The 24,029-nt window shown below is 69.0% G+C and carries 23 protein-coding genes; 3 read left to right on the top strand and 20 right to left on the bottom strand.

Annotated elements, in window-relative coordinates:
• Positions 1 to 48 precede the first annotated feature (48 nt).
• From LZ017_RS00355 to LZ017_RS00295, 13 genes are all read right to left on the bottom strand, one after another.
• The gene (locus LZ017_RS00355) at positions 49 to 1,056 is read right to left on the bottom strand and encodes an FHA domain-containing protein (RefSeq protein WP_241298061.1); all 1,008 of its coding nucleotides are present in this window, start codon (positions 1,054 to 1,056) and stop codon (positions 49 to 51) included.
• A complete protein-coding gene (locus LZ017_RS00350; RefSeq protein WP_241298060.1) occupies positions 1,032 to 2,390 on the bottom strand; it encodes a serine protease in 1,359 nt (452 codons plus the stop codon). The genes LZ017_RS00355 and LZ017_RS00350 overlap by 25 nt, the downstream gene beginning before the upstream one ends.
• Before the next feature lie 44 nt (positions 2,391 to 2,434).
• Entirely contained in the window at positions 2,435 to 3,217 is a 783-nt protein-coding gene (locus LZ017_RS00345; protein WP_241298059.1) for a DUF3025 domain-containing protein, read from the bottom strand.
• A 7-nt stretch (positions 3,218 to 3,224) separates the two neighbouring features.
• Positions 3,225 to 4,259, bottom strand: a complete 1,035-nt coding sequence (gene pyrC, locus LZ017_RS00340) for a dihydroorotase (RefSeq protein ID WP_241298058.1) — start codon at positions 4,257 to 4,259, stop codon at positions 3,225 to 3,227.
• 37 nt (positions 4,260 to 4,296) lie between these two features.
• A complete protein-coding gene (locus LZ017_RS00335; RefSeq protein ID WP_241298057.1) occupies positions 4,297 to 5,034 on the bottom strand; it encodes a head GIN domain-containing protein in 738 nt (245 codons plus the stop codon).
• On the bottom strand, positions 5,031 to 5,765 hold the full coding sequence (locus tag LZ017_RS00330; protein WP_241298056.1) for a LytTR family DNA-binding domain-containing protein: 735 nt from the start codon (positions 5,763 to 5,765) through the stop codon (positions 5,031 to 5,033). The genes LZ017_RS00335 and LZ017_RS00330 overlap by 4 nt, the downstream gene beginning before the upstream one ends.
• Positions 5,762 to 6,856 carry a sensor histidine kinase gene (locus LZ017_RS00325; protein ID WP_241298055.1) on the bottom strand — a complete coding sequence of 365 codons (1,095 nt, stop codon included), beginning with the start codon at positions 6,854 to 6,856 and terminating at the stop codon, positions 5,762 to 5,764. The genes LZ017_RS00330 and LZ017_RS00325 overlap by 4 nt, the downstream gene beginning before the upstream one ends.
• A 126-nt stretch (positions 6,857 to 6,982) precedes the next feature.
• Positions 6,983 to 7,717 carry an amino acid ABC transporter ATP-binding protein gene (locus LZ017_RS00320; RefSeq protein ID WP_241298054.1) on the bottom strand — a complete coding sequence of 245 codons (735 nt, stop codon included), beginning with the start codon at positions 7,715 to 7,717 and terminating at the stop codon, positions 6,983 to 6,985.
• A 30-nt stretch (positions 7,718 to 7,747) separates the two neighbouring features.
• On the bottom strand, positions 7,748 to 8,416 hold the full coding sequence (locus LZ017_RS00315) for an amino acid ABC transporter permease (protein ID WP_241298053.1): 669 nt from the start codon (positions 8,414 to 8,416) through the stop codon (positions 7,748 to 7,750).
• A complete protein-coding gene (locus tag LZ017_RS00310) occupies positions 8,416 to 9,156 on the bottom strand; it encodes an amino acid ABC transporter permease (protein ID WP_241298052.1) in 741 nt (246 codons plus the stop codon). The genes LZ017_RS00315 and LZ017_RS00310 overlap by 1 nt, the downstream gene beginning before the upstream one ends.
• A 69-nt stretch (positions 9,157 to 9,225) precedes the next feature.
• On the bottom strand, positions 9,226 to 10,113 hold the full coding sequence (locus LZ017_RS00305; protein WP_241298051.1) for an amino acid ABC transporter substrate-binding protein: 888 nt from the start codon (positions 10,111 to 10,113) through the stop codon (positions 9,226 to 9,228).
• Positions 10,114 to 10,291: 178 nt separating this feature from the next.
• Positions 10,292 to 11,224 carry a LysR family transcriptional regulator gene (locus tag LZ017_RS00300; RefSeq protein ID WP_241298050.1) on the bottom strand — a complete coding sequence of 311 codons (933 nt, stop codon included), beginning with the start codon at positions 11,222 to 11,224 and terminating at the stop codon, positions 10,292 to 10,294.
• Between the two features lie 35 nt (positions 11,225 to 11,259).
• A complete protein-coding gene (locus LZ017_RS00295; RefSeq protein ID WP_241298049.1) occupies positions 11,260 to 13,128 on the bottom strand; it encodes an ABC transporter ATP-binding protein/permease in 1,869 nt (622 codons plus the stop codon).
• A gap of 34 nt (positions 13,129 to 13,162) precedes the next feature.
• Between LZ017_RS00295 and LZ017_RS00290 the strand changes: the two genes are divergently transcribed.
• Entirely contained in the window at positions 13,163 to 13,582 is a 420-nt protein-coding gene (locus tag LZ017_RS00290) for an acyl-CoA thioesterase (RefSeq protein ID WP_241298048.1), read from the top strand.
• A gap of 9 nt (positions 13,583 to 13,591) precedes the next feature.
• On the opposite strand, the gene LZ017_RS00285 is transcribed toward LZ017_RS00290, so the two are convergent.
• On the bottom strand, positions 13,592 to 14,395 hold the full coding sequence (locus tag LZ017_RS00285) for an SGNH/GDSL hydrolase family protein (protein ID WP_241298047.1): 804 nt from the start codon (positions 14,393 to 14,395) through the stop codon (positions 13,592 to 13,594).
• 90 nt (positions 14,396 to 14,485) lie between these two features.
• Between LZ017_RS00285 and LZ017_RS00280 the strand changes: the two genes are divergently transcribed.
• Both LZ017_RS00280 and LZ017_RS00275 read left to right on the top strand, forming a co-directional pair.
• Positions 14,486 to 15,301: a PEP-CTERM sorting domain-containing protein gene (locus LZ017_RS00280; protein ID WP_241298046.1), complete on the top strand. Its 816-nt coding sequence runs from the start codon at positions 14,486 to 14,488 to the stop codon at positions 15,299 to 15,301.
• 37 nt (positions 15,302 to 15,338) lie between these two features.
• Positions 15,339 to 15,944, top strand: coding sequence for a phage tail protein (locus LZ017_RS00275; RefSeq protein WP_241298045.1), 606 nt, complete (start codon positions 15,339 to 15,341; stop codon positions 15,942 to 15,944).
• 52 nt (positions 15,945 to 15,996) lie between these two features.
• Here the strand turns inward: LZ017_RS00275 and LZ017_RS00270 are convergent, their stop codons facing one another.
• The 6 genes from LZ017_RS00270 to LZ017_RS00245 all read right to left on the bottom strand — a co-directional run bounded on the left by LZ017_RS00270 (position 15,997) and on the right by LZ017_RS00245 (position 24,028).
• Positions 15,997 to 16,758 carry an enoyl-CoA hydratase gene (locus tag LZ017_RS00270; protein ID WP_241298044.1) on the bottom strand — a complete coding sequence of 254 codons (762 nt, stop codon included), beginning with the start codon at positions 16,756 to 16,758 and terminating at the stop codon, positions 15,997 to 15,999.
• Between the two features lie 203 nt (positions 16,759 to 16,961).
• Positions 16,962 to 17,831: an alpha/beta fold hydrolase gene (locus LZ017_RS00265; RefSeq protein WP_241298043.1), complete on the bottom strand. Its 870-nt coding sequence runs from the start codon at positions 17,829 to 17,831 to the stop codon at positions 16,962 to 16,964.
• A 94-nt stretch (positions 17,832 to 17,925) separates the two neighbouring features.
• On the bottom strand, positions 17,926 to 19,140 hold the full coding sequence (locus LZ017_RS00260; RefSeq protein ID WP_241298042.1) for an acetyl-CoA C-acyltransferase: 1,215 nt from the start codon (positions 19,138 to 19,140) through the stop codon (positions 17,926 to 17,928).
• Between the two features lie 83 nt (positions 19,141 to 19,223).
• Positions 19,224 to 21,620 (bottom strand): 3-hydroxyacyl-CoA dehydrogenase/enoyl-CoA hydratase family protein, encoded by a 2,397-nt coding sequence (locus tag LZ017_RS00255; protein WP_241298041.1) that lies wholly within the window; start codon positions 21,618 to 21,620, stop codon positions 19,224 to 19,226.
• A gap of 120 nt (positions 21,621 to 21,740) precedes the next feature.
• Positions 21,741 to 22,181: a DUF2147 domain-containing protein gene (locus LZ017_RS00250; RefSeq protein WP_241298040.1), complete on the bottom strand. Its 441-nt coding sequence runs from the start codon at positions 22,179 to 22,181 to the stop codon at positions 21,741 to 21,743.
• Positions 22,182 to 22,237: 56 nt separating this feature from the next.
• Entirely contained in the window at positions 22,238 to 24,028 is a 1,791-nt protein-coding gene (locus LZ017_RS00245; protein ID WP_241298039.1) for an acyl-CoA dehydrogenase C-terminal domain-containing protein, read from the bottom strand.
• Between the last annotated feature and the right edge of the window lies 1 nt (position 24,029).

The following is a 24,029-nucleotide window of genomic DNA, read 5'->3' as shown; positions in this document are numbered from 1 at the left end:
CGCAACGAGCGGCCTTGCGCCGCTCGGTGCGCCGCCCGCTGTCTGGGCTCACTCCTCGCTGCCGGGCTCCTGCTGCTCGTTGCGCTTGGCGGCCTGCTGGCGCAGCGGCTCCTCCAGGGCCTTGAGGCCGTCGACGAACCCGTCCAGCGGCCGCGTGGGCGCCAGGCGCAGCACGGGCGGCGGCAGGCTGCTCAGATAGGCCGGGCCCAGCCAGTGCTGCTGCTCGGTGCGCTTGCCCAGCACCAGGGCCAGGCCCAGCAGGGCCAGCGAGGCCAGCGTGCCGCCCACCCAGCGCCGGGCGCGCGGCCAAACCAGGCTGGCCTGCCACCACAGCAGCCCCAGCAGGCCGGCCGCGGTCAGCACGCCGTCCAGCGCCATCAGGCGCGGCCAGGACAGGATGTAGGCCAGCGAGGGCAGCCCCATGCTCAGCAGTTGCAGGCCCAGCAAGGCCACCAGCGCGCGGCGCAGATGCGGCAGGAAGGCGAACCAGTGGCGGAACAGCTGGGACACCAGCGCCCATAGCGCCGCCCAGACCACCGCGACGGCCAGTGGCGAGAGCACGGCGGTCGCCGCCTCCACCCAGCTGCTGTCCGGGCCGCTGCCCAGCCAGTGGTCCAGCCATAGCAGGCCGCCCCACAGCGCCGCGAGCACGAAGGCAGGCAGCAGGCGACCGGGTTCGCGCGCGGCGGCGCGGGCCGGCGCGGTAGCGGCCGGCAGCGGCTGCTCCGGCGCCAGCGGATCGCGGCTGCTGCGCAAGCGCAGCCGGGTGGTGCCCAGCAGCAGCTCGTGCGAGCCCATCCAGGGCCGCGGCTCGCGCGGCGCCAGCGCCTCGTCGGCCAGGCGGCCGCCATTGAGGCTGTCCAGCAGCTCCAGCCGGGCATCCTGCCCATCCCAGTGCAGCAGCGCATGCTCGGCCGCCAGATGCGGGTCGGACAGCACCAGGTCGCAGGCCGGCGAACGTCCGATGCGCAGCGTGCCGGCCAGCACGCGATGCACCCAGCGGACCTGGCCGTCCCCGTCCAGGACCTCGATTACCGCGACGCCGTAGCTGTCCATGCATACCCCTGCAGAAAGTGACGGGTCAGCTTCTGTGCGTTGGCGAAGCTGACGCCCTTGGCGTCCAGGCGGCCCAGCTCGCCCTCGATGCTGCTGTCGACGGCGGCGACCAGCACGCTGAGGTCGTACAGCCCCTCCAGCTTGCGATAGGCGCGCAGGCAGGCCACGGTGCGCAGCGGCAGGCCATCGGGCGCGGCGACAAACTCCTCGCGGCAGTGCGGCGCGGTGCGGTGCTTGTCGGCCCGCCCCAGCGCCTCGTTGCGGAAGCTGTTGCCGTACTGGCGCGAGAAGCGCAGCGCGCCGAGCTGGCGGCCGTCATAGGTTTCGTGGGCCACGTTCAGATAGCCGGTCTGGATCTCGCCGCTGATGAAGACCGCGTGCTCCATGCGGCACTGGCTGCGCTGGAACTGCAGCCCCTTGTCCTCGCTGGAACTGCCCCGCCCCCAGCAGCGCATGTATTCCTCCTGCGGCAGCGGCACGCGGTAGCGCGCATGCCCGCCGCTGCGCCAGGGCTGGGCCAGGAAGCTCTTGACCAGCTCGTCCTGGTAGCTCGTCAGCTGCTCGCGCACGCGCGGCCAGGCCGGCCCCTGTAGCGGCTTGGCGTCGCGGCTGCGCGCCAGCAGCCGCTCGGCAAAGCCGCCCGGCACCAGGAAGCTCATCTGCTGGGCAAAAAACATCGCCGAGACGTTGACGCCGACGACGCGGCCCTCCTCGTCCAGCACCGGCCCGCCGCTCATGCCGGCGTTGATGGAGCCGGCGTAGTAGATCAGCGGGTCGAAGCTGCGCTCCACCAGGCCGTTGTAATTGCCCTCGACGACGGCGAACGCGACATCGTGCGGGTTGCCCATGGAGTAGATGCGGTCGCCCTTGGCGAGCGGCTCCTCGGCCGGGCGGAAACGCAGCGCCGGCAGCGCGGGCGCGCCCTCGGGACGTTGCAGGCGCAGCAGCGCCAGGTCGCGGCGAACGTCGACGTCCAGCAGCTCCAGCGCGCCACTTTGTCCGTCCGGTGCCGCATAGAGCAGGCGGTAGCGCTCGGGCTCCAGCGCGAACTGGCTGACCACGTGGTAGTTGGTGATCACATGGCCCTGCTCGCTGACGACGAAGCCCGAGCCCACCGAGGCCTGGCTGCCGCCCAGCAGGGTGCGGATCTGCAGCAGCTGGGTGCGGGTGCGCTCGTAGAGCCGGCGCGCGCTGACCGACGGCGGCGGCGGGGTGGCCGCGGCGGCGGCCTGCGCCGGGGCCGGCGGCGCCGACGCGGGAACCTGGGCGCCGACGGCGCCGCACAGCAGCGCCAGCAGCGGCAGCAGGACCTTCAGGACATGGGGTGGTGACAAGCGCGACTCCCGGATGCGTTGAGCGAGACGGGGCGCTGCGTGCATCAGCCCCCGGCCGCGGATGCTAGCGTCTTTGCGGGACGCGGCGGACGGAACACCTGCGCGTCGGCATAAAAGTCCGGGGCCTCGTTGGCCGCCCACCAGCCGGGCACGCCCAGCACCGGCAAGGGGCTGAAGGGCTTGGCGCGCAGGCGCTCCGCGGCCGGCGGCCACGGGGCCTCGGGGGATTCCCCCTCCCCCCACACATGGGCGCACAGCGGCTTGCGCGGTTCCAGCAGCTGCTCCAGCAGCGCATGACCGACGATGACCAGGCGGGCCTGCGCCCACAGCGGGCGCAGCTCGCCGAACAGGCGCTGCCAGTGGCGCTGTCGCAGCGCCTCGTGCAGCGGCGTGGGCGCGGCCAGCCAGGCGCCGTTCTCGTCCAGCAGGGTGAGCGCGTCGCGCAGCGCGCCGCGCCGCCCTGGCGCGGGCGGCGGCTCGTGCTCCAGCGCCTGCCGATGCAGCGCGTTGAGCCGCGCCTTCAGCGCGCCGAAGCGCAGCCAGACCAGGCCGTTGAAGAAGTCGTGCCAGTTGTCGCGCGTCGGCACGCAGCCGGTGGCCGCGACGAAGTCCTCGTAGCCCTGCCCCGGCGGCAGCGCCTGCTGCGCGACGAAGCGCAGCGGCAGTCCTTGCGGGCCCAGGCGGGGTGCTTCAGGCTGGCGCGCCAGAGCGCGGTTCAGCGCCTCGTGCAGCGGCATGCCGGCGCGGCGCGCCGCCAGCACCGGTTCGCCGCAGGCGCGATAAGGCGCCCACCAGGGGCGCGACCAGTCCAGCGCGTGGAAGTCCACGCGCGGCTCAGCCCTGCAGCTTCCAGCCCAGCACCTCGCCGCCGCGCAGCGGCTTCAGGCGCGCTTCGCCGAAGGGCACGGACTCGGGCAAGGTCCAGCGGGTCTTGCTCAGCGTCACCGTGGCGGTGTTGCGCGGCAGGCCGTAGAAGTCCGGGCCGTGGAAGGACGCGAAGCCCTCCAGCTTGTCCAGCGCGCCGACCGACTCGAAGGCCTCGGCATACAGCTCCAACGCCGACAGCGCGGTGAAGCAGCCGGCGCCGCAGACCGAGTTCTCCTTCATCACCGAGGCATGCGGCGCGCTGTCGGTGCCGAGGAAGAAGCGGTCGCTGCCCGAGGTCGCCGCCTTCAGCAGCGCCAGGCGGTGCTGCTCGCGCTTGAGCACGGGCAGGCAGTAGTAGTGTGGCCGCAGCCCGCCCATGAAGATGGCATTGCGGTTGTACAGCAGGTGCTGGGGCGTCAGCGTCGCGGCCGTGTAGGGGCCGGCCTGGCTCACGTACTGCGCCGCCTCCTGCGTGGTGATGTGCTCGAAGACCACCTTGAGCTCGGGGAAGTCCTTGCGCAGCGGCGTCATCACGCGGTCGATGAAGACCGCCTCGCGGTCGAAGACGTCGACCTCGGGGTCGGTGACCTCGCCATGCACCAGCAGCAGCAGCCCCTCGCGCTGCATCGCTTCCAGCGTGCGGTAGGTCTTGCGGATGTCGGTCACGCCGGCATCGCTGTTGGTCGTGGCGCCGGCCGGATAGAGCTTGAGCGCGACCACGCCAGCGGCCTTGGCCGCGGCGATCTCCTGCGGCGAGCTCAGGTCGGTCAGGTACAGCGTCATCAGCGGCTGGAAGTCCACGCCGGCCGGCACCGCGGCCAGGATGCGTTCGCGGTAGGCCACCGCCTGCTCGGCGGTGGTGATGGGCGGCCGCAGGTTGGGCATCGCGATTGCGCGCGCGAACTGGCGCGCGGTGTAGGGAACGACGCTCTGCAGCGCGGCGCCGTCGCGCAGGTGCACATGCCAGTCGTCGGGCCGGGTCAGGGTGAGGATCTCGCTCATGGGCGGGATTGTCGCATCGCCCCTTCGCCGGCCAGCCTCAGGGCGCCTCGCCCGGCTTGTTGCCCAGCGGCGTCAGGCGGGCGATGCCGGAAGCGCTGCGCTGCACCTCGGGCTGGCCCCAATACTCCACCATGCCCACACCCGAGGCCTGCACGCGCAGCGCCTCGGTGGCCCACAGCGTGGCATGGGCGACGCCGCTGACCGTCACCAGCGCGCGCTCGGCGCGCAGGTCGCCGGCGCTGAGCTTGCCTTTGCCGGACACGCTCAGCTGCAGCTCGCGCACACGACCGCGCAGCTGCCCCTCGCCGGCGCCGGAAATGACGAAGCTCAGGCGCTCGGCCTGCAGATCGTCGAAGCGCGCCAGCCCCGAGCCGGAGATGTTGATCAGCAGTTGGTCGGTCTGCACCGGGCCCTGCGCGATCAGGTCGCTGGCGCCCGACAGCACCAGCTGGTGCAGCCGACGCACCTGGATGTCCACCTGCAGCCGCGGCCCGGTCCAGAACTTCCAGCCGCCCTGAGGCCGGATGACCAGGCGGTTGCCCGACAGGCTCACGTCCACGCTGTCCTGGACCTGGCTGTCGCCGACGACGAAGACCTGGTCGCGCTCGCCCTGGGTCAAGCGCACCTGGGCGATGCCGGCCAGCTCGATGCGGTCGAAGCGTCCTGGCGCATAGGTGCGCCCCTCGGGCTGCGGCGGCGACTGGGCCAGCCCCAGCAGCGGCCAGGCAAGCATCAGCGCGCCCAGCAGGCGTCGCCCTCCACGCAGTCCATTCATAACGTCTGCTCCCGAAGTTTCTTGGACACCTCGCGGCTGGCGACGAAGCGGCTGCCGTCCTTCATCTGCACCACCAGCTGGGAATTCTCGTCCGGCGTCATCGCGACAACAAAGTCCAGGTTCACGATGCAGCTGCGCTGCAGCTTGACGAAGCGCTCGGCGTCCAGGCGCTGCTCGAAACTGGTGATGGGCAGGCGCACGAGGTACTGGCGCCCGCCGCTGGCCAGCGCGGTGTACTTGGTGTCGGAGCGCAGGTATTCGATCGCCTCGACCTGCAGCGGCACGATGCGGCCGTGGTCGCGCACCAGCAGGCGCTGCAGCGGCGTCTGCGGCGGCTCCAGCACCTCGGCCGCAGGTGGCGCGAGGTTCTGCAGCGCATGCGCCACCGCCTCGTCGAAGCGAGATTGGGCGAAGGGCTTGAGCAGATAGTCCACCGCGTGCAGCTCGAAGGCGGCCAGCGCATGTTCGTCGTAGGCCGTCGTGAAGATCACCGCGGGCCGCCGGCCGGCCTCGCCCAGGCGGCGCAGCACCTCCAGACCGCTGAGCCCCGGCATCTGGATGTCCAGCAGCACCAGCTCGGGCTCCAGCGCCTCGATCTGCGCCAGCGCGCTCAGCCCGTCGGCGCAGCTCCCCACCAGTTCCAGCTGCGGCAAGGCGCGGACCCAGTCCTCCAGCGCCTCGCGGGCCAGCGGTTCGTCCTCGGCGATCAGGGTGCGGATGCTTGTGGTCATGTCTGTGGGATCCAGAGGTCGACGCGGAATCCCGCGCCGGGAGCGGTGTGGATGCGCAGCCGCGCGCGGCCGTCGAAGTCCAGCGCGAAGCGGCGCCGCAGCGCCGACAGGCCGACGCCGCGGCCGTTCACGGACGGGCCGTCCAGTTGATCCGGGGCGCAGCCCGGGCCGTCGTCGGCCACGGTCAGCGCCAGCCCGCCGTTGAGCGAATCGCGCCGCGCCGAGATGCTCACGCAGCCGCCCTCCACGCGCGGCGCGATCGCGTGCAGGATGCTGTTCTCGACCAGGGGTTGCAGGGTCAGCACGGGGATCTCATCGTCCAGCGTGCCCGGCTCCAGGTCCCACTGCACGCGCAGCCGCGCGCCCAGGCGCAGCGATTCCAGCGCCAGGTAGTCGTGCAGGAAGTCGACCTCTTCGGCCAGGCTGGCCCGCCCTTCCGCGTTGCGCTTGGCGTCCAGCACATAGCGCATCATCGTGGCGAACTGCATCAGCGCTGCCTCGGCCGCGCGCGGGTCGCGCCGCGTCAGCGCGATCAGCGAATTGAGCGTGTTGAACAGGAAGTGCGGGTTCAGCTTGCCGCTGATTGCCGCCAGCTCGGCACGCGCCAGCGCCGATTCCGCCTGCGCCGCGGCCAGCGCGCTGGCGCGCGCCTGGCGCGTCTTCAGCACCGCGGTGAAGCCGCCCACCAGCGCGCTGTAGACGAACAGCCCCCAGATGGCGCGCCACAACACGGTCTGCATCAGCATCGCGCGCGCATGCTCGGGCCCGAACAGCCACCAGGCGAGCGCGAATTCCAGCCCTTGCCAGGCCAGCGCGAAGCCCAGCGCGCCGAGCAGGTGCGCCGCCAGCTGCAGCGCCATCGGGCGCCCCTGCAGCGCGCGCACCAGCCACCACAGCAGAGGCCCCAGCAGCATGGGTGGCGCCAGGCTCAGCGTAGCCTGGTAGGCCGCCTCCCACAGCTGCCACAGCCCGCGCTGCAGCTCGGCCCCCGCCATCGCGTAGAGCATCCAGCTGAGCAAACAGGCACCGGCATAGCTCAGCCAGAGCCGACGGTCGGACTGGGGACGCACGAGCGGGGTGTTGTTTGACATGGCGCCTATCCTAGAGGCGCGCCGACCCGGACTGGGCGCTCAGGAGATCAACTGCGAGATGTGGGCGTCGAAATGGGAATGGCCGGCATTCGCCGGCCATTCGTCACCCCCCCGGGGGAAGAGCGATCAATGCTGCAGGATCTTCGCGAGGAAGTCCTTGGCGCGCGGCGAGCGCGCATCGGGGTTGCCGAAAAACTCGTCCTTCTTGCAGTCCTCGATGATCTTGCCGGCGTCCATGAAGATCACGCGGTGGCTGACCTTTTTGGCGAAGCCCATCTCGTGGGTCACGCACATCATGGTCATGCCCTCGTTGGCCAGCTGCACCATCACATCCAGCACCTCGCCGACCATCTCCGGGTCCAGCGCCGAGGTGGGCTCGTCGAACAGCATCACGATGGGATCCATGGACAGCGCGCGCGCGATCGCCACGCGCTGCTGCTGGCCGCCGGAGAGCTGGCCGGGGAACTTGTCCTTGTGCGCCATCAGGCCCACGCGGTCCAGCATCTTCAGGCCGCGCGCCTTGGCATCGTCCAGGCTGCGACCCAGCACCTTGACCTGCGCGATCGTCAGGTTCTCGGTCACCGACAGGTGCGGGAACAGCTCGAAATGCTGGAACACCATGCCCACGCGCGAACGCAGCTTGGGCAGGTTGGTCTTGGGGTCGGTCAGGCTGATGCCGTCGACCACGATGTCGCCCTTCTGGATGGGCTCCAGCGCATTGACCGTCTTGATCAGCGTGGACTTGCCCGAACCCGACGGGCCGCACACCACCACCACCTCGCCCTTCTGGATGTTGGTGGTGCAGTCGGTCAGCACCTGGAAGGGGCCGTACCACTTGGAAACGTTCTTAATCTCGATCATGAAACACTCCAGTTCGCCGGGGCAGCCGCGTCAGCGGATGATGGCGATCTTCTTCTGCAGCCGGCGCACCAGCATGGACAGCGCGAAGCAGATGACGAAGTAGAGGACGGCGGCGACCAGATAGGTCTCGACCGGCCGGTTGAAGTTCTTGCCCGCGACTTCGAAGCCCTTGAGCAAGTCATAGGCGCCGATCGCGTAGACCAGGCTGGTGTCCTGGAACAGGATGATGGTCTGGGTCAGCAGCACCGGCAGCATGTTGCGGAAGGCCTGCGGCAGCACCACCAGCTGCATGGTCTGGCGGTAGGTCATGCCCATCGCGTAGCCGGCATAAACCTGGCCGCGCGAGACCGACTGGATGCCGGCGCGCATGATCTCGGAGTAATAGGCGGCCTCGAACACCGTGAAGGTGATGATGGCGGACAGCTCAGCGCCCAGCGGGCGCCCGGTCATCATCGGGATCAGCAGGAAGAACCACAGGATCACCATCACCAGCGGGATGGAGCGCAGCGTGTTGACGTAGAACGCCGCCGGGACCTCCAGCCACTTCTTGCCGGACAGGCGCATCAGCGCCAGCAGCGTGCCCAGCGCGATGCCGCCCAGCATCGCGACCAGGGTCAGCTGGAAGGAAAAGATCAGGCCCTTGGCGATGAAGCTGGACAGCACGTCCCAGCTCAGGAAGGCGAAGTCGAGCTCCAGCATCACTTGCTCCCCCCGATCAGGCCGGGGACGCGGACCTGGCTCTCAATGAACAGCGCGATGCGGTTGATCACGAAGGCCGAGATGAAGTAGAGCCCCGTCACCGCCAGGTAGATCTCGATGCCGCGCGAGGTCTCCTCCTGCGCCTGCATCGCGAACATGGTCAGCTCGGCGATGGACACCGCGAAGGCCACCGAGGAGTTCTTGACGATGTTCATCGACTCGCTGGTCAGCGGCGGAATCACGATGCGCAGCGCCATCGGCAGCAGCACGTAGCGGTAGGTCTGCGGCAGCGTCAGGCCCAGCGCCAGCCCGGCATAGCGCTGGCCCTTGGGCAGGCTCTGGATGCCGGCCTTGACCTGCTCGGCCACGCGCGCCGAGGTGAAGAAGCCCAGTGCCAGCACCACGAGGATGAAGCTGGGCACGGACTTCAGCACCGGGATCAGCGACGGGATCACGTGATACCAGAGGAAGATCTGGACCAGCAGCGGGATGTTGCGAAACAGCTCGGTCCAGACCTCGCCGACCAGCGCGAGCTTGCGATTGGGCACGGTGCGCAGAATGCCCATCAGCGTGCCGACCAGCAGCGCCACCAGCAGGGCCAGCAGGGCCACGGACAGCGTCCAGCCCCAGGCGGACATCATCCAGTCCAGATAGGTGACGTCACCGCCGCTGCCAAAGCAGCGCGGCACCACCTCGCCATCGATGGTGTTCTTGCAGAACACCTGCCAATCCCAGCTCACAATCAGATCTCCCGAAAAAACAAGGCCGCCCGAGAACGGATCAGGCGGCCTGGGATCAAAGCCGAAGACTTACTTCTTCGCGTACTCTTCCGCGGGCTTGTCGTTGGGGTTGGCCAACGCTGCCTTCAGGTTTTCGCTCATCGGCAGGCCCACCTTGGCGTTCGCGGGCGGGATGGGCTGCATCAGCCACTTGTCATAGAGCTTGGCGACGTCGCCGGACTTCATCATCGCCTTCAGGCTGTCGTCGACGGCCTTCTTGAACGGCGCGTCGTCCTTGCGCATCATGATCGCGATCGGCTCGACGCTGAGCACCTCGCCGACGATCTTGTAGTCCGCCGGGTTCTTGGACTTGGCGATCAGGCCCGCCAGCAGCGAACCGTCCATCACGAAGGCATCGGCGCGGCCGGTCTCCAGCAGCAGGAAGCTGTCGGCGTGGTCCTTGCCCAGCACTTCCTTGAAGTCAAGGCCGGTGGCGCGCTCATGCTTGCGCAGCGTCTGCACCGAGGTCGTGCCGGTGGTGGTGGCCACGGTCTTGCCCTTGAGCTGGGCAATGGAGGTGATGCCCGAATTGGCCTTGGTGGCGATACGGACTTCCTCGACGAAGGTCGTCACCGCGAAGGCCACGTCCTTCTGGCGGCTGTTGTTGTTGGTGGTGGAGCCGCACTCGATGTCCACGGTGCCGTTCTGCACCAGCGGGATGCGGTTCTGCGAGGTCACCGGCTGGTACTTGATCTCGATCTTCTTGCCCAGCTGCTTGCTGATGTCGGCGATCACGCGCTGGCAGATCTCCACGTGGTAGCCCACGTACTTGCCATCACCCAGCGTATAGGACAGCGCGCCGGAGGATTCGCGCACGCCCATGGTGATGGAGCCGCTGTCCTTGATCTTGGTCAGCGTGTCGGCGGCGGCGACGCCGCAGGCAGCCGCGAGGGCCAGGACAAGCAGGTTTTTCTTCATGGGGACTCCTGATTCAAAGTCGAAAGCGGATCGGGGAGCACGGTTTTGTGCGAGCAGAAGTATGACCCAGAAGCGCCGGGCCGATTGCCTGTCGCATCGGCGCGCCGGACTTTAGCGGCGTGTGCGAAATCCGCCCAATGCCGATATCAGGCGGCACCATGCAGGCCGCGCATGAGCACTAAGGGTTCTTACCAGGGTGCTGGCGCGCGAGGAACTCCCACAGCGCCAAGGCCACGGGCTTGCTGCGCCGCGCCACCGTGGGGCGCTCTCGGTAGATACGCAGCTCCATGGTCAGCTCGTACTCGCCCGGCGCGGCCGCCTGGACGAGGCGGCGTGACGCCAGTTCCTTCTTCACGGAACTGGCCGGCAGGAAGGCCAGGCCATGCCCTTCCAGCGCCATGGCCTTCAGGCCCTCGGCCATGTCGGTCTCGTAGATGGCGTCCAGGTGCAGCGCGGTGGGCGCGTCCTTCACGATCAGCTCCACCAGCCGGCCCAGGTAGGCCCCGGCCGCGTAGCTGAGGAAGGGAATCTTCTGCCCCGGATGGCCGGGGAGGCTGAACTGCGGCCGGCCGCCGGCATCGGCGCGCGCATAGGCGGCCAGCGTCTCCTGGCCCAGCGAGACCATCTCGTAGCGCTCGGGATCCAGCTGCAGCGGCTGGCTGGGATGGTGGTAGACCACCAGCAGGTCGCAGTTGCCCTCGCTGAGCTGAAGCATCGCGTCATGCACATTCAGCGCGATCAGCCGGCTCTTGATTTCACCGAAGCCCTGGCGCAGGTCCATCAGCCAGTGCGGAAAGAAGCTGAAGGCCAGCGAGTGCGGCACCGCGAACTCGATCATGTCCTGGCCGGCCGACTGGTGGCTGCGCAGCATGTTTCGCGTGGCCTGCAGATTGGCCAGCAGCTCCACCGCCTGGTCGAGCAGGGTCTCGCCCGCCGCGGTGAGCCGCGTGGGATAGGACGAACGATCCACCAGGTCCACGCCGGCCCAGGCTTCCAGCGCCTGGATGCGGCGCGAGAAGGCGGGCTGCGTCACATGCCTCAGCTGCGCCGAGCGCGAGAAGCTGCGCGTCTCGGCCAGGCTGACAAAGTCTTCAAGCCACTTCGTTTCCACGCCCGGCAGTGTAGCCGCGCGGCCCGGCACCGCCCTTACAGCGGCGCGGGCAGGGCTTGCCCCGGACCGGGCAACGCGCCGGACGCCGCGGCCTCGCCGCCGCCGGCGCTCTGCTGCAGCCGCCACATCTGCGCATAGCGACCGCCCTGCGCGAGCAGTTGTTCATGGGTGCCACGCTCGATGACGCGCCCCTTGTCCATCACCAGAATCTCGTGGGCGTGGATCACGGTGGAGAGCCGGTGCGCGATCAGCAGCACGGTCTTGTCCTGCGCGGCGGCGTCCAGCTCGGCCTGGATGGCGCGCTCGTTGTGCGAGTCCAGCGCCGAGGTCGCCTCGTCGAAGATCAGGATGGGCGGATTCTTCAGCAGCGTGCGCGCGATCGCGACGCGCTGCTTCTCGCCGCCGGAGAGCTTGAGCCCGCGCTCGCCGACCATGGTGGCATAGCCCTGTGGCAGGCCCTGGATGAATTCGTGGATGTGGGCGGCGCGCGCCGCGGCCTCGATCTCCTGCTGGCTGGCGCCCGGCCGGCCATAGGCGATGTTGTAGGCGATGCTGTCGTTGAACAGCACCGTGTCCTGCGGCACGATGCCGATGGCCTGGCGCAGGCTCTGCTGCGTCAGCGTGCGGATGTCCTGGCCGTCGATCAGGATGCGGCCGCCGCTGACGTCGTAGAAGCGGTAAAGCAGCCGCGCCAGCGTGCTCTTGCCCGACCCGCTGGGTCCGACCACGGCGACCGTGCGGCCGGCCGGAATCTCGAACGCCACCCCGTGCAGGATGGGCCGCGCGGCCTCGTAGGCGAAGTCCACCGCATCGAAGCGCACCGCGCCACCGCGCACCTGCAGCGGGCGTGCCTCGGGCGCGTCGGCCACCTCGCGCTCGCGCGAGAGCAGCACGAACATCTTGTCCAGATCGGTCAGCGCCTGCTTGATCTCGCGGTAGATCACGCCCAGGAAGTTGAGCGGGATGTAGAGCTGGATCATGAAGGCGTTGATCATCACCAGGTCGCCCAGCGACATGTGGCCCTGCACCACGCCCTGCGTGGCCTGCCACAGCATGGCCACCAGCGCGGCGGCGATGATCAGCTGCTGGCCGCTGTTGAGCAGCGACAGCGTGGTCTGCGACTTGAGCTGCGCGCGGCGCAGTTGCTCCAGGCTGTCGTTGTAGCGCTCGGCCTCGAAGTCCTCGTTGTTGAAGTACTTGACCGTCTCGTAGTTCAGCAGCGAGTCGATCGCGCGCGTGTGGGCGCGCGAGTCCAGCTCGTTGAGCTGGCGGCGGAAGTGGGTGCGCCATTCGGTGACACGCACCGTGAAGGCGATGTAGAACAGCAGCGCGCCGCCGGTGATCCACGCGAACATCGGGTCGAACTTCCAGGCCAGCAGCGCGAGCACCAGCACCACCTCGATCAGGGTCGGGAAGATGCTGTAGAGCGAATAGGACACCAGCGCGTTGACCGCGCGCGTGCCGCGCTCGATGTCGCGCGTCATGCCGCCGGTCTGTCGTTCCAGGTGGAAGCGCAGGCTCAGGTCATGCAGGTGGCGAAACACCTGCAGCGAGATCGCGCGCGACGCGCCCTCCGTGGCCTTGGCGAAGATCAGCTCGCGCGCCTCGGTGAACAGCGAAGTGGACAGACGCAGCAGCCCGTAGGCCAACAGCAGCCCCAGCGGCACCACCAGCAGCGCCTGCGCCGAACCTGGCTTGATGCTGAGGCTGTCCACCAGCTGCTTGAGCAGCACCGGCACGCCGACATTGGCCAGCTTGGCCGCCATCATGAAGCCCAGCGCCAGCAGCACGCGGCCGCGGTAATGCCAGAAATAGGGCAGCAGCCGCCCGATGGTGGACCAGTCGCCCTGGCGGGCCGGGGTCTGCAACGAAGGCGGCGGGGCGGAGGGAGAGCTGCGGCGCATGGGCGACAATTCTCCCATTGCTACAGGTCTGACCATGTCCAAGGATTCCCAAGCCCCCGCCCCTCAAGCCACCGAACAGCCCGCCGGTCCGCGCGAGCTGGTGATGCGCGTGATGCCCATGCCGGCCGACGCCAATGCCAATGGCGACATCTTCGGCGGCTGGATCATGGCCCAGGTCGACCTGGCCGGCTCGGTGCTGCCTGCGCGCATCTCGCGCGGCCGCGTCGCCACCGTCGCGGTCAATGAGTTCATCTTCAAGCAGCCGGTCTCCGTCGGCGACCTGCTGAGCTTCTACGCCCAGGTGCGCCGCGTCGGCCGCACCTCGATCACCGTGCACGTGGAGGTGTTCGCCGAGCGCAACCCGGCCAGCCCGCAGGTGGTCAAGGTGACCGAGGCCAATCTCACCTACGTCGCCATCGACAAGGAAGGCAAGCCGCGCCTGCTGCCGCAGTAAGGCGGGCGTTCAGCGCAGCCGGGCCGCGAGGCCCAAGTCATGCAGATGGCGCGCCAGTTCGCGCGCCCACAGCCGGTAGCCCGGCGGCCCGGGATGGAAGCCGTCGTCGGCCATCAGTCCGGCCGCGCTGCCCTGCCAGTCGGCCGGCATCGCATGCAGGCCGCGTCCGTGCTGCCCGCGCAGCGCGCGCGTCAGCGCGCGGTTCAGCCGGGCGGCCTGCCAGCCCAGCAGGCCACGCAGCGGCTGAGGCAGCAAGGGGAAAACCTGCATGGGCGGCACCGCGGTGTGCAGCGTGTAGCGCACCCCGGCCTTGCGCCGCGCCAGCTGGTCCAGTCGTTCGAGGTCAGCCAGCCAGCGTGCCGGCGAGCGCAGTGCCACCGCGTCATTGACGCCCAGCACCGCCAGCATCAGGTCGGCCGGCCGCGGCTGGGCCGCTTCCAAACGGCGCAACGCCTCGGCGCTGCCGTCGCCACTCTGCGCCAGCAGCTGCCAGCGCACGCGCAGCCCCGTCGCGGCAGCCAGCTCGCGGGCCAGGCAGCCGGCCAGGGCCTGCTCCTGGGTCGCCGCGCCCACGCCCGCCGCCGAGGAGTCGCCGACGATCAACAGCCGCAGGCAGACCTCACCCGTTCCCGCCTCGCCCTCACGCGGGCCCTGGGCCTCAGGCAGCTTCAGCGCGCGGCGTCGCACCGAGCGCCCCTGCCACAGCAGCAGCGGCCCCAGCGCCGCCGCGGCCCAGGGCAGCAGGGCATCGGCCAGCGCCAGCGCACCACTGTCGGTGGATTTGACAGACGCACCCTCGGGACTTCGTGCCATGGTTCTAAGTGCTTGTGAGAACTTGCGGATTTTGCGCTGGCACAAGGGTTGCGGCGGCGCTGCACCCAGGTTAGACAAACGGGAGGAACCATGCGCCAGCCCTTGATCAAGCTGCTGAGCCTTGCCAGCCTAGCAACCGGACTGTTCCTGAGCCTGGGCACCCAGGCCAGCCCGTTGCCCGCCGGCCTCCAGATCAACGCCCAGATCGCGCTGGACACCGCCAACTCGCAGCCGCACACCGGCGGCGGGCAGCAGAGCATCTCGATCGAACGCATCGTCGGCGGCTCGTCCACCACCTCGTCCACCAGCGGCGATCCGGGCACGCTGCTGCCCTCGCAGCTGCAGGGCCAGCTGAGCGAGCTGCAGGACGGACTGGGTGCCGAGGTGAGCATTCGTGGCCGCTCCAGCCAGGACACCGGCACCCCCGTCGCGGCGAGCAGCGGGCTGATCGCGATCGACTACTTCTTCAGCCTGCAGAACCTGTCGGCCACCGACACCTTCACGGTCAGCTTCCGCGCGCTGACCGTCCACAGCATCAGTGCCAGCGGCCCCGACGCTTTCGTGCAGTCCAACCTCTCGGTGCTGGACGCCGCCAACAACGAGCTGTACTTCACCGACTACCGCGCGGATACCGCCAACCCCGGCCCCGGCAGCAACTTCCAGCTCAGCAGCGCCAGCGACACCTTCGCGTTCACGGTGCTGCCCGGCCAGAGCCTGAGCTTCAGCGCGCTGCTGAAGCAGATCGGCGGCGCCGCCGACGGCAGCTACAGCGCGCTGCTGAGCGCCTATCTGCTGGTCGACAACGTGCGCGTGGACGGCAACAACCCGGTGCCCGCGCCCGGCACGCTGCCGCTGCTCGTGCTGGCGCTGCTGGGCTGCGCCACGGTGCTGCGGCGGCGCGCCTGAGCCGCCCCCCTTCCCCCCACCACGACGGAGTACCGACATGAAGCTGAGATCGCTGACCCTCCTCGGCGCCGCGGCGCTGGGCTCGCTGGCCTGGGCGCCGGCACAGGCCTGCTCCGCCGAGCCCCTGCTCGGCTCCATCTGCGTGGTGAGCTACAACTTCTGTCCGCGCGGCTTCGCGCAGGCCGCGGGCCAGCTGATGCCCATCGCGACGAACACCGCGCTGTTCTCGCTGCTGGGCACGCAGTTCGGCGGCGATGGCCGTGTCACCTTCGGGCTGCCCAATCTGTCCGGCCGCAGCATCGTCGGCGCCGGCAGCGGGCCCGGGCTCTCGCCCATCCAGATCGGCGAGATGGCCGGCACCGAGACGGTCACGCTGACCGTGGCACAGATGCCGGCCCATGCCCACACCGGCCGCGTGCGCGCCAACAGCGGCGCCGGCACGACGGACAACCCGGTCAACGCGTCACCGGCCAAGCTGGCGCGCAGCAATCTCTACAGCAGCAACGCGCCCGACAGCAACATGGCGGCCGGCACGGTGGTCACGGACGTGAGCGGTGGCAGCCAGCCGGTGTCGACGCGCAACCCCTATCTGGGCATGACCATCTGCATCGCGACGGAAGGCATCTACCCGTCGCGCAACTGAATTCGCGGCAAGCCGGACGGCGCGCGGCGCGCGCGGTCCGGCGCCTTGCCTGTCAGAACTTGGAGAAGTCCGGCTGGCGCTTCTGGAAGAAGGCCTGGAAGGCTTCCATCGCCTCCGGGCTGCGCAGCCGGGCGCCGAAGATCTCGGCTTCGGTCTTGATCACCGCCATCAGCTGCTCGCGGTCCGGCGCCTGCATCAGGCGCTTGCTCTCGCGCACCGCGCTGGGCGCCAGCTTGTTGAAGCGCTCGGCCACGCGGCGCGCGTGGTTGACCACCTCGGCGGCCGGCAGCACCGCGTTGGCGATGCCGCATTCGGCGGCCTGCTCGCCGGTGAAGGGATCCCCCAGCAGCAGCTTCTCCGCCGCGCGACGATGGCCCATCAGGCGCGGCACCACCAGGCTGGAGCCAAACTCGGGCACCAGCCCCAGACTCACGAAGGGCATGGCCAGGCGGGCATCGTCGGCCACGTAGACGAAATCGCAGTGCAGCAGCATCGTGGTGCCGATGCCGATCGCCGCGCCATTGACCGCCGCGACCACCGGCTTCTCGCAGCCCAGCAGCGCGCGCATGAACTGGAACACCGGGGCGTCCTCATCCCGCGGCGGGCTGCTCATGAAGTCCTCGATGTCGTTGCCCGAGGTGAAGATGTCCGGCTGGCCCTGGATCAGCACCGCTCGCACCGCCTTGTCGTCGTTGGCGGCCCGCAGCGCGTCGGCCATGGCCTGGTACATCACGCGGGTCAGCGCGTTCTTCTTCTCGGGGCGGGCGATCTCTATCGTCAGCACGCCGTTGACGGTGGCGGTTTTGATGGTCATGGGTGTCTCCTGCTGGGGATGAGGTGGGCGGCTTTCGCCGGTGCTTGGGCTCGGTTGTTTCGTTGGCTGTTTCAGTTTCTGCGTCTGTCTATTTGGGGATGTGGCGATGCGCGAGCGGGGCCGCCCCCGCGAGCATCGCCGCCCCCTCGGGAGGCCGACCCAGGTTCCCCTTGGGCGAGAGGCTCATATCCTTCGGCGGGGGCTCACATCAACCAAGCGCTCACTTGCGGCCATAGGCTGTGCTGGAAACGGGCGCGGAAGAAGCCGAAGTGGCCGATGCGGCGCTCGCCGATCTGCTGGGGCGCGACGCGACGCATCTCGCGCTGCGCGCCGGCATAGAAGCCGTGCAGCGATTCGGTGTTGCGCCGGGACATGAATTCATCGTCGGTGAAGGACAGCGACAGCATGGGCAGCGTCAGCGCCGCGTACTGCGCGCGCAGCGGCGCGCCTCCCTCGCCCATCATGTAGTCGCGGTCCAGGCACCAGCGCCGCCATTGCGCCATCACGCCGCGCGGCAGGTCGCCGACCTTGCGCAGACGCCGCCCCGGGAAGTAGCCGAACAGCGGCAGCGCCAGCGGCACGACCACGTACCAGAGCCACCAGACATATCGCTTCAGATGCGCCGAGTTCTCGCGCCAGTAGCCGCTGCCGCAGCCCACGGTGACCGCGCGGCTGACGCGATGGCGGTTGGGCAGCATGCCCAGGATCTGCCCGCCCAGGCTGTGGCCCAGCCAGTGAATGGGGCGCTCGTCGCGGCCCGCGTCGGCCTCGGCGAGGCGGCGCGACAGCTCGTCCAGCGCCGCGGCCGCGTCGCGCTCGGCCCAGACGTGGATGTCCGCGTCCAGCCCCTTCAGCGATTGACGCAGCCCGTCGGGCCGGGACGCACCCATGCCGCGGTAGTCGAAGCACAGCACCAGCCAGCCCTGGGCCGCCATCCAGCGGCCGAATTCGGCGTAGTAGCGCTGCTCCACGCCCATCGCGGGCGCAATCAGCAAGCCCGCACGGGCGGTCTCGGCATTGCCGTACAGATGGCCGGTCAGCACGAAGCCGTCGGCAGCCTGGAACTGGATCATCGCAAGTCCTCGCTGTGCTGTTGGCCGCGGGGCCAGGTCTTGCTGAACCCGCCAGGGCATGGCGCCCCGGCGGGTGCGGTCCGTCACGCCTGGATCACAGACGCTCGATGATGCCCGCGGCGCCCTGGCCGGCGCCCACGCACATGGTCACCATGCCGTACTTGGCGCCGGTGCGGCGCAGGCCGTGCACCACGGAGGCCGCGCGGATCGCGCCGGTGGCGCCCAGCGGGTGGCCCAGCGCGATCGCGCCGCCGTTGGGGTTGACCTTGCTGCGGTCCAGCACGATGCCCTTGCTGTCGAGGTCGTTCAGCACGGCCAGCGACTGCGCGGCAAAGGCCTCGTTCAGCTCCACCCAGCCCAGGTCGGCGGCACCGATGCCGGCGAGCTTCAGCGCGGCGGGGATGGCCTCGATCGGGCCGATGCCCATGATCTCCGGCGGCACGCCGCGCACGGCGAAGGAGACGAAGCGCGCCAGCGGCGTCAGGCCGAAGCGTTTGACCGCGGCTTCCGAGGCCACGATCAGCGCGCCGGCGCCGTCGGAGGTCTGCGAGCTGTTGCCGGCGGTGACGCTGCCCTTGGCGGCGAACACCGGCTTGAGCTTGGCCAGGCCTTCGGCCGAGGTGTCGCGGCGCGGGCCTTCGTCGACGTCCACAACGCGCTTGTTCAGCGTGACGCTGCCGTCGGCCAGGTTGGGGCTGCGGTCGATCACCTCGAAGGGCGTGATTTCGTCCTTGAAGTGGCCGGCGGCGATCGCGGCCAGCGCGCGGCGGTGCGATTCCAGCGCGAACTCGTCCTGCGCCTCGCGGCTGACCTTCCACTGCGCGGCGACCTTCTCGGCGGTCAGGCCCATGCCATAGGCCAGGCCGATGTTCTCGTCACGCTCGAAGATGGCCGGCGGCAGCGAAGGCTTGTTGCCGCCCATGGGCACCATGGACATCGATTCCACGCCACCGGCGATCATCACCTCGGCCTCGCCGACGCGGATGCGGTCCGCCGCCATCGCCAGCGCGGTGATGCCGGACGCGCAGTAGCGGTTCACGGTCACGCCGCCCACGGTGTTGGGCAGGCCGGACAGCACCGCGGCCACGCGGGCGATGTTCATGCCCTGCTCGCCCTCGGGGAAGGAGCAGCCGACGATGGCGTCCTCGATCGCCGCCGGATCCAGGCCCGGGACCTGGGCCAGCGCGGCCTGGATGGCGCGCGACAGCATTTCGTCCGGCCGGGTGTTCTTGTAGTACCCGCGGCCCGACTTGCCGATGGGCAGGCGGGTGGCGGCGCAGATGTAGGCGTCTTGAACTTGTTTGCTCATTTCTGATCCTTTCGACGATCAGCGGAAATCTTGAATTCGAGGCAGCGGTCGGCGGGGGCCCGCGGGCGGCCCCCCGGCACCCATCAGTTGCGCACCGGCTTGCCGGTCTGCAGCATGCCCATGATGCGTTCCTGGGTCTTGGGGTGATCCAGCAGCGAGCAGAAGTGCTTGCGCTCCAGCGACATCAGGTACTCCTCGTCGACCAGCGAACCGGCCTCGACCTCGCCGCCGCAGACCACGTCGGCGATCAGCGCCGCCAGGTGGTAGTCGTGCGCGCTGATGAAGCCGCCGTCGCGCATGTTGGCGAGCTGGCCCTTGATGGTGGCGATGCCCGAACGGCCGGCCACCGGGAACAGCGCCTTCAGCGGCGGGCGGTAGCCGGAGTCGGCCATGGCCTTGGCCTGCGCCGACGCGACGAACAGCAGCTCGTCCTTGTTCGGCACGATCACGTCGCTGTCCAGCAGGAAGCCGTTCTTGCGCGCTTCCAGCGCCGAGGTCGCGACCTTGGCGGTGGCCGCGGTCGTGAAGCCGTCCTTCAGGAAGGCGAAGGTGTCCGCGTTGGCATTGCCGGCGGCGGCCATCTCGGCGGCACGGCGGGCGATGTAGGTCAGGCCGCCGGCACCCGGGATCAGGCCCACGCCGACCTCGACCAGGCCGACATAGCTTTCCATGTGCGCGACGCGACGGGCGCAGTGCACCGCCAGCTCGCAGCCGCCGCCCAGCGCCAGGCCGCGCATCGCGGCGACCACCGGCACGTTGGCATAACGGATGCGCAGCATCGCGTCCTGCAGCTTCTTCTCTTCCGGCGCGATGCCCTTGGAGCCCTTGGTCATGAAGACCGGCATCAGCGCTTCCAGGTTGGCACCGGCGGAGAACACGTCATCCGGCGACCAGATCACCAGGCCCTTGTAGCGGTCCTCGGCGATCTCGACCGCCTTCACCAGGCCCTCGGTCACGGCCGGGCTGATCAGGTGCAGCTTGGCGGTGATCGACGCGATCAGCACCTCGCCGTCCAGGCTCCAGACGCGGACCTCGTCGTTCTTGTACTCCTCGGTGCCCGCCTTCAGCGGCTCGGCCGCGCCCTCGCCCACCAGGGACTCGGGGAAAGCCTGGCGCTCATAGACCGGCAGCTTGGCGCGCGGCTTGAAGCGACCTTCCTTGGCGCTCCACGAGCCGTCCTTGCTGTGCACGCCGCCGTTGGCGGCCACCGGGCCGTCGAACACCCAGGCCGGCAGCGGCGCGGAAGACAGGGTCTTGCCATCGGCGATGTCGGCGGCGATCCACTCGGCCACCTGCTTCCAGCCGGCGGCCTGCCACAGCTCGAAGGGGCCCTGCTGCGAACCGAAGCCCCAGCGCATCGCGAAGTCGATCTCGCGCGCGGTATCGGCCACGGTGTCCAGGTGCACGGCCACGTAGTGGAAGCTGTCGCGCAGGATGGACCACAGGAACTGGGCCTGCGGGTTGCTCGATTCACGCAGCAGCTTGATGCGGTCGGCCGCCGGCTTCTTCAGCATGCGGGCGACGATCTCGTCGGCCTTGCCGCCGCCGGCGACGTACTCACCGGTGGCGAAGTCCAGGCGCAGGATGTCCTTGCCGACCTTCTTGTAGAAGCCGGCGCCGGACTTCTGGCCCAGCGCGCCCTTCTCGATCAGGCCGGCCAGCACCTTGGGCGTGGCGTAGGTGCTGTAGAAGGGGTCGTCCTTCAGGTTGTCCTGCATGGTCTTGACGACATGGGCCATGGTGTCCAGGCCCACGACGTCGGCGGTGCGGAAGGTGCCGCTGGAGGCGCGGCCCAGCTTCTTGCCGGTCAGGTCGTCCACCACGTCCACGCTCAGGCCGAACTTCTCGGCCTCGATCATCGTCGCCATCATGCCGGCGATGCCGACGCGGTTGGCGACGAAGTTAGGCGTGTCATTGGCGCGCACGACGCCCTTGCCCACCGCGGTGGTGACGAAGCTCTCCAGCTGGTCGATCACTTCCGGACGCGTGGTCGGCGTGTTGATCAGCTCGACCAGATACATGTAGCGCGGCGGGTTGAAGAAGTGGATGCCGCAGAAGCGCGGCTTGATCGCCTCGGGCAGCACCTCGGACAGCTTGGTGATGGACAGACCCGAGGTGTTGGACGCCACGATCGCATGCGGCGCCACATGCGGCGCGATCTTGGTGTACAGGTCCAGCTTCCAGTCCATGCGCTCGGCGATGGCCTCGATGATCAGGTCGCAGTCCTTGAGCAGCTCCAGGTGCTCCTCGTAGTTGGCCTGCTGGATCAGCGCGGCGTTCTCGGGCACGCCCAGCGGCGCCGGCTTGAGCTTCTTCAGCCCGTCGACGGCCTTGGCCACGATGCCGTTCTTGGCGCCTTCCTTGGCCGGCAGATCGAACAGCACGACCGGCACCTTGACGTTGACCAGGTGGGCGGCGATCTGCGCGCCCATCACGCCGGCGCCCAGCACGGCGACCTTGCGAACTTGGAATCGACTCATGTTGAATCCTTTGGAGAGTCTGAGACTGAAATACCCCCGGCGTCGGGCCGGCCCGGCCCGCCCCCGAGGGGGTGAGAAGACACGGGGAAGCCCCGGCCTTCTCCGATGAGGTCGAACGGCTTACTCGACGCGGATCCAGGTCTGGGTGCGGCCCAGCATCGGCATGCCGATGTAGCCCCGCACCTCCAGCTTCTTGCCGCCGTCGACCGGCTTGAGACGGACCCTGTAGACCTTGCCGTTGTTCGGGTCCAGGATGTCACCGCCATCCCAGAGCCCGGCATCGTCGGCGTTCTTCTTGACGTTGCGCAGGATGGTCATGCCCTGGACGGGCTGGTCCTTGCGCTCGTCGCTGCACTTCTCGCAGCGCGAGTCCTGCTTGGACGCATCGACCAGCTTCTCGATCCGGCCGCTGAACACCCCACCCGACTCGCTGATGCGCACCAGCGACTTCTCCTGCTTGGTCTCGTCGTCAATGGTCTTCCACAGACCGGCGGGCGTGGCCTGGGCCAGCGCCAGCCCGCTCAGCAGGCTCAGGCCAGCGGCCGCGATCAGCTTCTTCATCGGGTGTCTCCTTGAATGGGGGTGTTATGGTGCCGTGTCGGGCACAAGGGCCAAGCTTAGAACAGCGCCTCGTCCATGGCCATCAGCGGCTGCAGGCCGGCGCGGCAGCTGCGGATCAGGCCGGCCGTTTCCGGCAGCAGCTTGGCGAAGTAGAAGCGCGCAGTCGCCAGTTTGGCGGTGTAGAACGGATCGCCGCTGGCCTGCTTCTCCAGCGCCAGCTTGGCCATGCGCGCCCAGAAGTAGGCGAAGCATAGATGGCCCACGACGCGCAGGTAGTCCACCGCGGCGGCGCCCACCTCGTCGGGATTCTGGAAGGCCTTCATGCCGATCTCGGTGGTCAGCTTGGTGACCTTGTCGCCAATGTCAGCCAGCGGGTTCACGAACTCCTGCATGGCCTCGCTGACGCCTTCCTCCTCGACGAACTCGGCGATCTTCTTGCCGAACTTCTTCAGCGTGGCGCCGTTGTTGGCGAGGATCTTGCGGCCCAGCAGGTCCAGCGACTGCACGGTGTTCGTGCCTTCGTAGATCATGTTGATGCGCGAATCACGCACAAACTGCTCCATCCCCCACTCGTGGATGTAGCCATGGCCGCCGAAGACCTGCATGCAGTGCGAGGTGGCGATCCAGCCGTTGTCGGTGATGAAGGCCTTGATGATGGGCGTCAGCAGCGCGACCTCGGCCTCGCAGTCCTTGCGCTCGTCGGCGTCGTCGCTGGTCAGCGCCTTGTCCAGCTGCAGCGCCACGTAGGCGGACAGCGCACGGCCGCCTTCGGCATAGGCGCGGGCGGTCAGCAGCATCTTGCGCACATCGGGATGCACGATGATGGGATCGGCCGGCTTGTCCGGCGCCTTCGGACCGGACAGCGCGCGCATCTGGATGCGGTCCTTGGCGTAGGCCACGGCGTTCTGGTAGGCCACCTCGGTCAGGCCCAGCGACTGGTTGCCCACGCCCAGGCGCGCGGCATTCATCATCACGAACATCGCCTGCAGGCCCTTGTTGGGCTCGCCGACCAGGGTGCCCACGGCGCCGTCCAGGATCATCTGGCAGGTGGCGTTGCCGTGGATGCCCATCTTGTGCTCCAGGCCGCCGCAATAGATCGGGTTGCGCTCGCCGATGCTGCCGTCGGCCTTCACCAGGAACTTGGGCACGATGAACAGCGAGATGCCCTTGGAGCCGGCCGGCGCGTCCGGCAGGCGGGCCAGCACCAGGTGGACGATGTTCTCGGCCAGGTCGTGCTCGCCGGCGGAGATGAAGATCTTCTGGCCGGTGATCTTGTAGCTGCCGTCACCCACGGGTTCGGCCTTGGAGCGCAGCAGGCCCAGGTCGGTGCCGCAGTGCGGTTCGGTCAGGCACATGGTGCCGGTCCACTGGCCGCTGGTCAGCTTGGGCAGGTAGAGCGACTTCTGCTCGGGCGTGCCATGGGCATGCAGGGCCTCGTAGGCGCCATGGCTCAGGCCCGGGTACATGGTCCAGGCCTGGTTGGCCGAGTTCATCATCTCGTACATGCACTGGTTCACGACCACCGGCAGGCCCTGGCCGCCGTACTCCGGGTCGCAGGACAGCGCGGGCCAGCCGCCTTCCACATACTGCTGGTAGGCCTCCTTGAAGCCCTTGGGCGCGCGCACCTCGTGCGTGCTCTTGTCGAGCGTGCAGCCCTCGGCGTCGCCGGACAGGTTCAGCGGCGCGATCACCTCGGCGCAGAACTTGCCGCCCTCTTCCAGCACCGCGTTGACGGTGTCTTCGTCCACCTCGGCATGGGCCGGCAGCAGCTTCAGCTCATCGACCGCGTGCAGCAGCTCGTGCAGCACGAACTTCATGTCGCGCAGGGGAGGGTTGTACTGAGGCATG

Origin of the sequence: Pelomonas sp. CA6 (assembly GCF_022549225.1) — a bacterium.
In the GTDB taxonomy this organism is placed as follows: domain Bacteria; phylum Pseudomonadota; class Gammaproteobacteria; order Burkholderiales; family Burkholderiaceae_C; genus Roseateles.
Note: the sequence above shows the minus strand (reverse complement) of the source record. Positions and strands in the feature narration are given on the sequence as shown.

What these genes read in the sequence shown, in the direction of transcription:
- LZ017_RS00355 (WP_241298061.1), bottom strand. Translation starts at nt 1,056, where the DNA reads ATGGACAGCTACGGCGTCGCGGTAATCGAGGTCCTGGACGGGGACGGC.
- pyrC (WP_241298058.1), bottom strand. Translation starts at nt 4,259, where the DNA reads ATGAGCGAGATCCTCACCCTGACCCGGCCCGACGACTGGCATGTGCAC.
- LZ017_RS00335 (WP_241298057.1), bottom strand. Translation starts at nt 5,034, where the DNA reads ATGAATGGACTGCGTGGAGGGCGACGCCTGCTGGGCGCGCTGATGCTT.
- LZ017_RS00330 (WP_241298056.1), bottom strand. Translation starts at nt 5,765, where the DNA reads ATGACCACAAGCATCCGCACCCTGATCGCCGAGGACGAACCGCTGGCC.
- LZ017_RS00325 (WP_241298055.1), bottom strand. Translation starts at nt 6,856, where the DNA reads ATGTCAAACAACACCCCGCTCGTGCGTCCCCAGTCCGACCGTCGGCTC.
- LZ017_RS00320 (WP_241298054.1), bottom strand. Translation starts at nt 7,717, where the DNA reads ATGATCGAGATTAAGAACGTTTCCAAGTGGTACGGCCCCTTCCAGGTG.
- LZ017_RS00315 (WP_241298053.1), bottom strand. Translation starts at nt 8,416, where the DNA reads ATGCTGGAGCTCGACTTCGCCTTCCTGAGCTGGGACGTGCTGTCCAGC.
- LZ017_RS00305 (WP_241298051.1), bottom strand. Translation starts at nt 10,113, where the DNA reads ATGAAGAAAAACCTGCTTGTCCTGGCCCTCGCGGCTGCCTGCGGCGTC.
- LZ017_RS00295 (WP_241298049.1), bottom strand. Translation starts at nt 13,128, where the DNA reads ATGCGCCGCAGCTCTCCCTCCGCCCCGCCGCCTTCGTTGCAGACCCCG.
- LZ017_RS00290 (WP_241298048.1), top strand. Translation starts at nt 13,163, where the DNA reads ATGTCCAAGGATTCCCAAGCCCCCGCCCCTCAAGCCACCGAACAGCCC.
- LZ017_RS00285 (WP_241298047.1), bottom strand. Translation starts at nt 14,395, where the DNA reads ATGGCACGAAGTCCCGAGGGTGCGTCTGTCAAATCCACCGACAGTGGT.
- LZ017_RS00280 (WP_241298046.1), top strand. Translation starts at nt 14,486, where the DNA reads ATGCGCCAGCCCTTGATCAAGCTGCTGAGCCTTGCCAGCCTAGCAACC.
- LZ017_RS00275 (WP_241298045.1), top strand. Translation starts at nt 15,339, where the DNA reads ATGAAGCTGAGATCGCTGACCCTCCTCGGCGCCGCGGCGCTGGGCTCG.
- LZ017_RS00270 (WP_241298044.1), bottom strand. Translation starts at nt 16,758, where the DNA reads ATGACCATCAAAACCGCCACCGTCAACGGCGTGCTGACGATAGAGATC.
- LZ017_RS00265 (WP_241298043.1), bottom strand. Translation starts at nt 17,831, where the DNA reads ATGATCCAGTTCCAGGCTGCCGACGGCTTCGTGCTGACCGGCCATCTG.
- LZ017_RS00260 (WP_241298042.1), bottom strand. Translation starts at nt 19,140, where the DNA reads ATGAGCAAACAAGTTCAAGACGCCTACATCTGCGCCGCCACCCGCCTG.
- LZ017_RS00255 (WP_241298041.1), bottom strand. Translation starts at nt 21,620, where the DNA reads ATGAGTCGATTCCAAGTTCGCAAGGTCGCCGTGCTGGGCGCCGGCGTG.
- LZ017_RS00250 (WP_241298040.1), bottom strand. Translation starts at nt 22,181, where the DNA reads ATGAAGAAGCTGATCGCGGCCGCTGGCCTGAGCCTGCTGAGCGGGCTG.
- LZ017_RS00245 (WP_241298039.1), bottom strand. Translation starts at nt 24,028, where the DNA reads ATGCCTCAGTACAACCCTCCCCTGCGCGACATGAAGTTCGTGCTGCAC.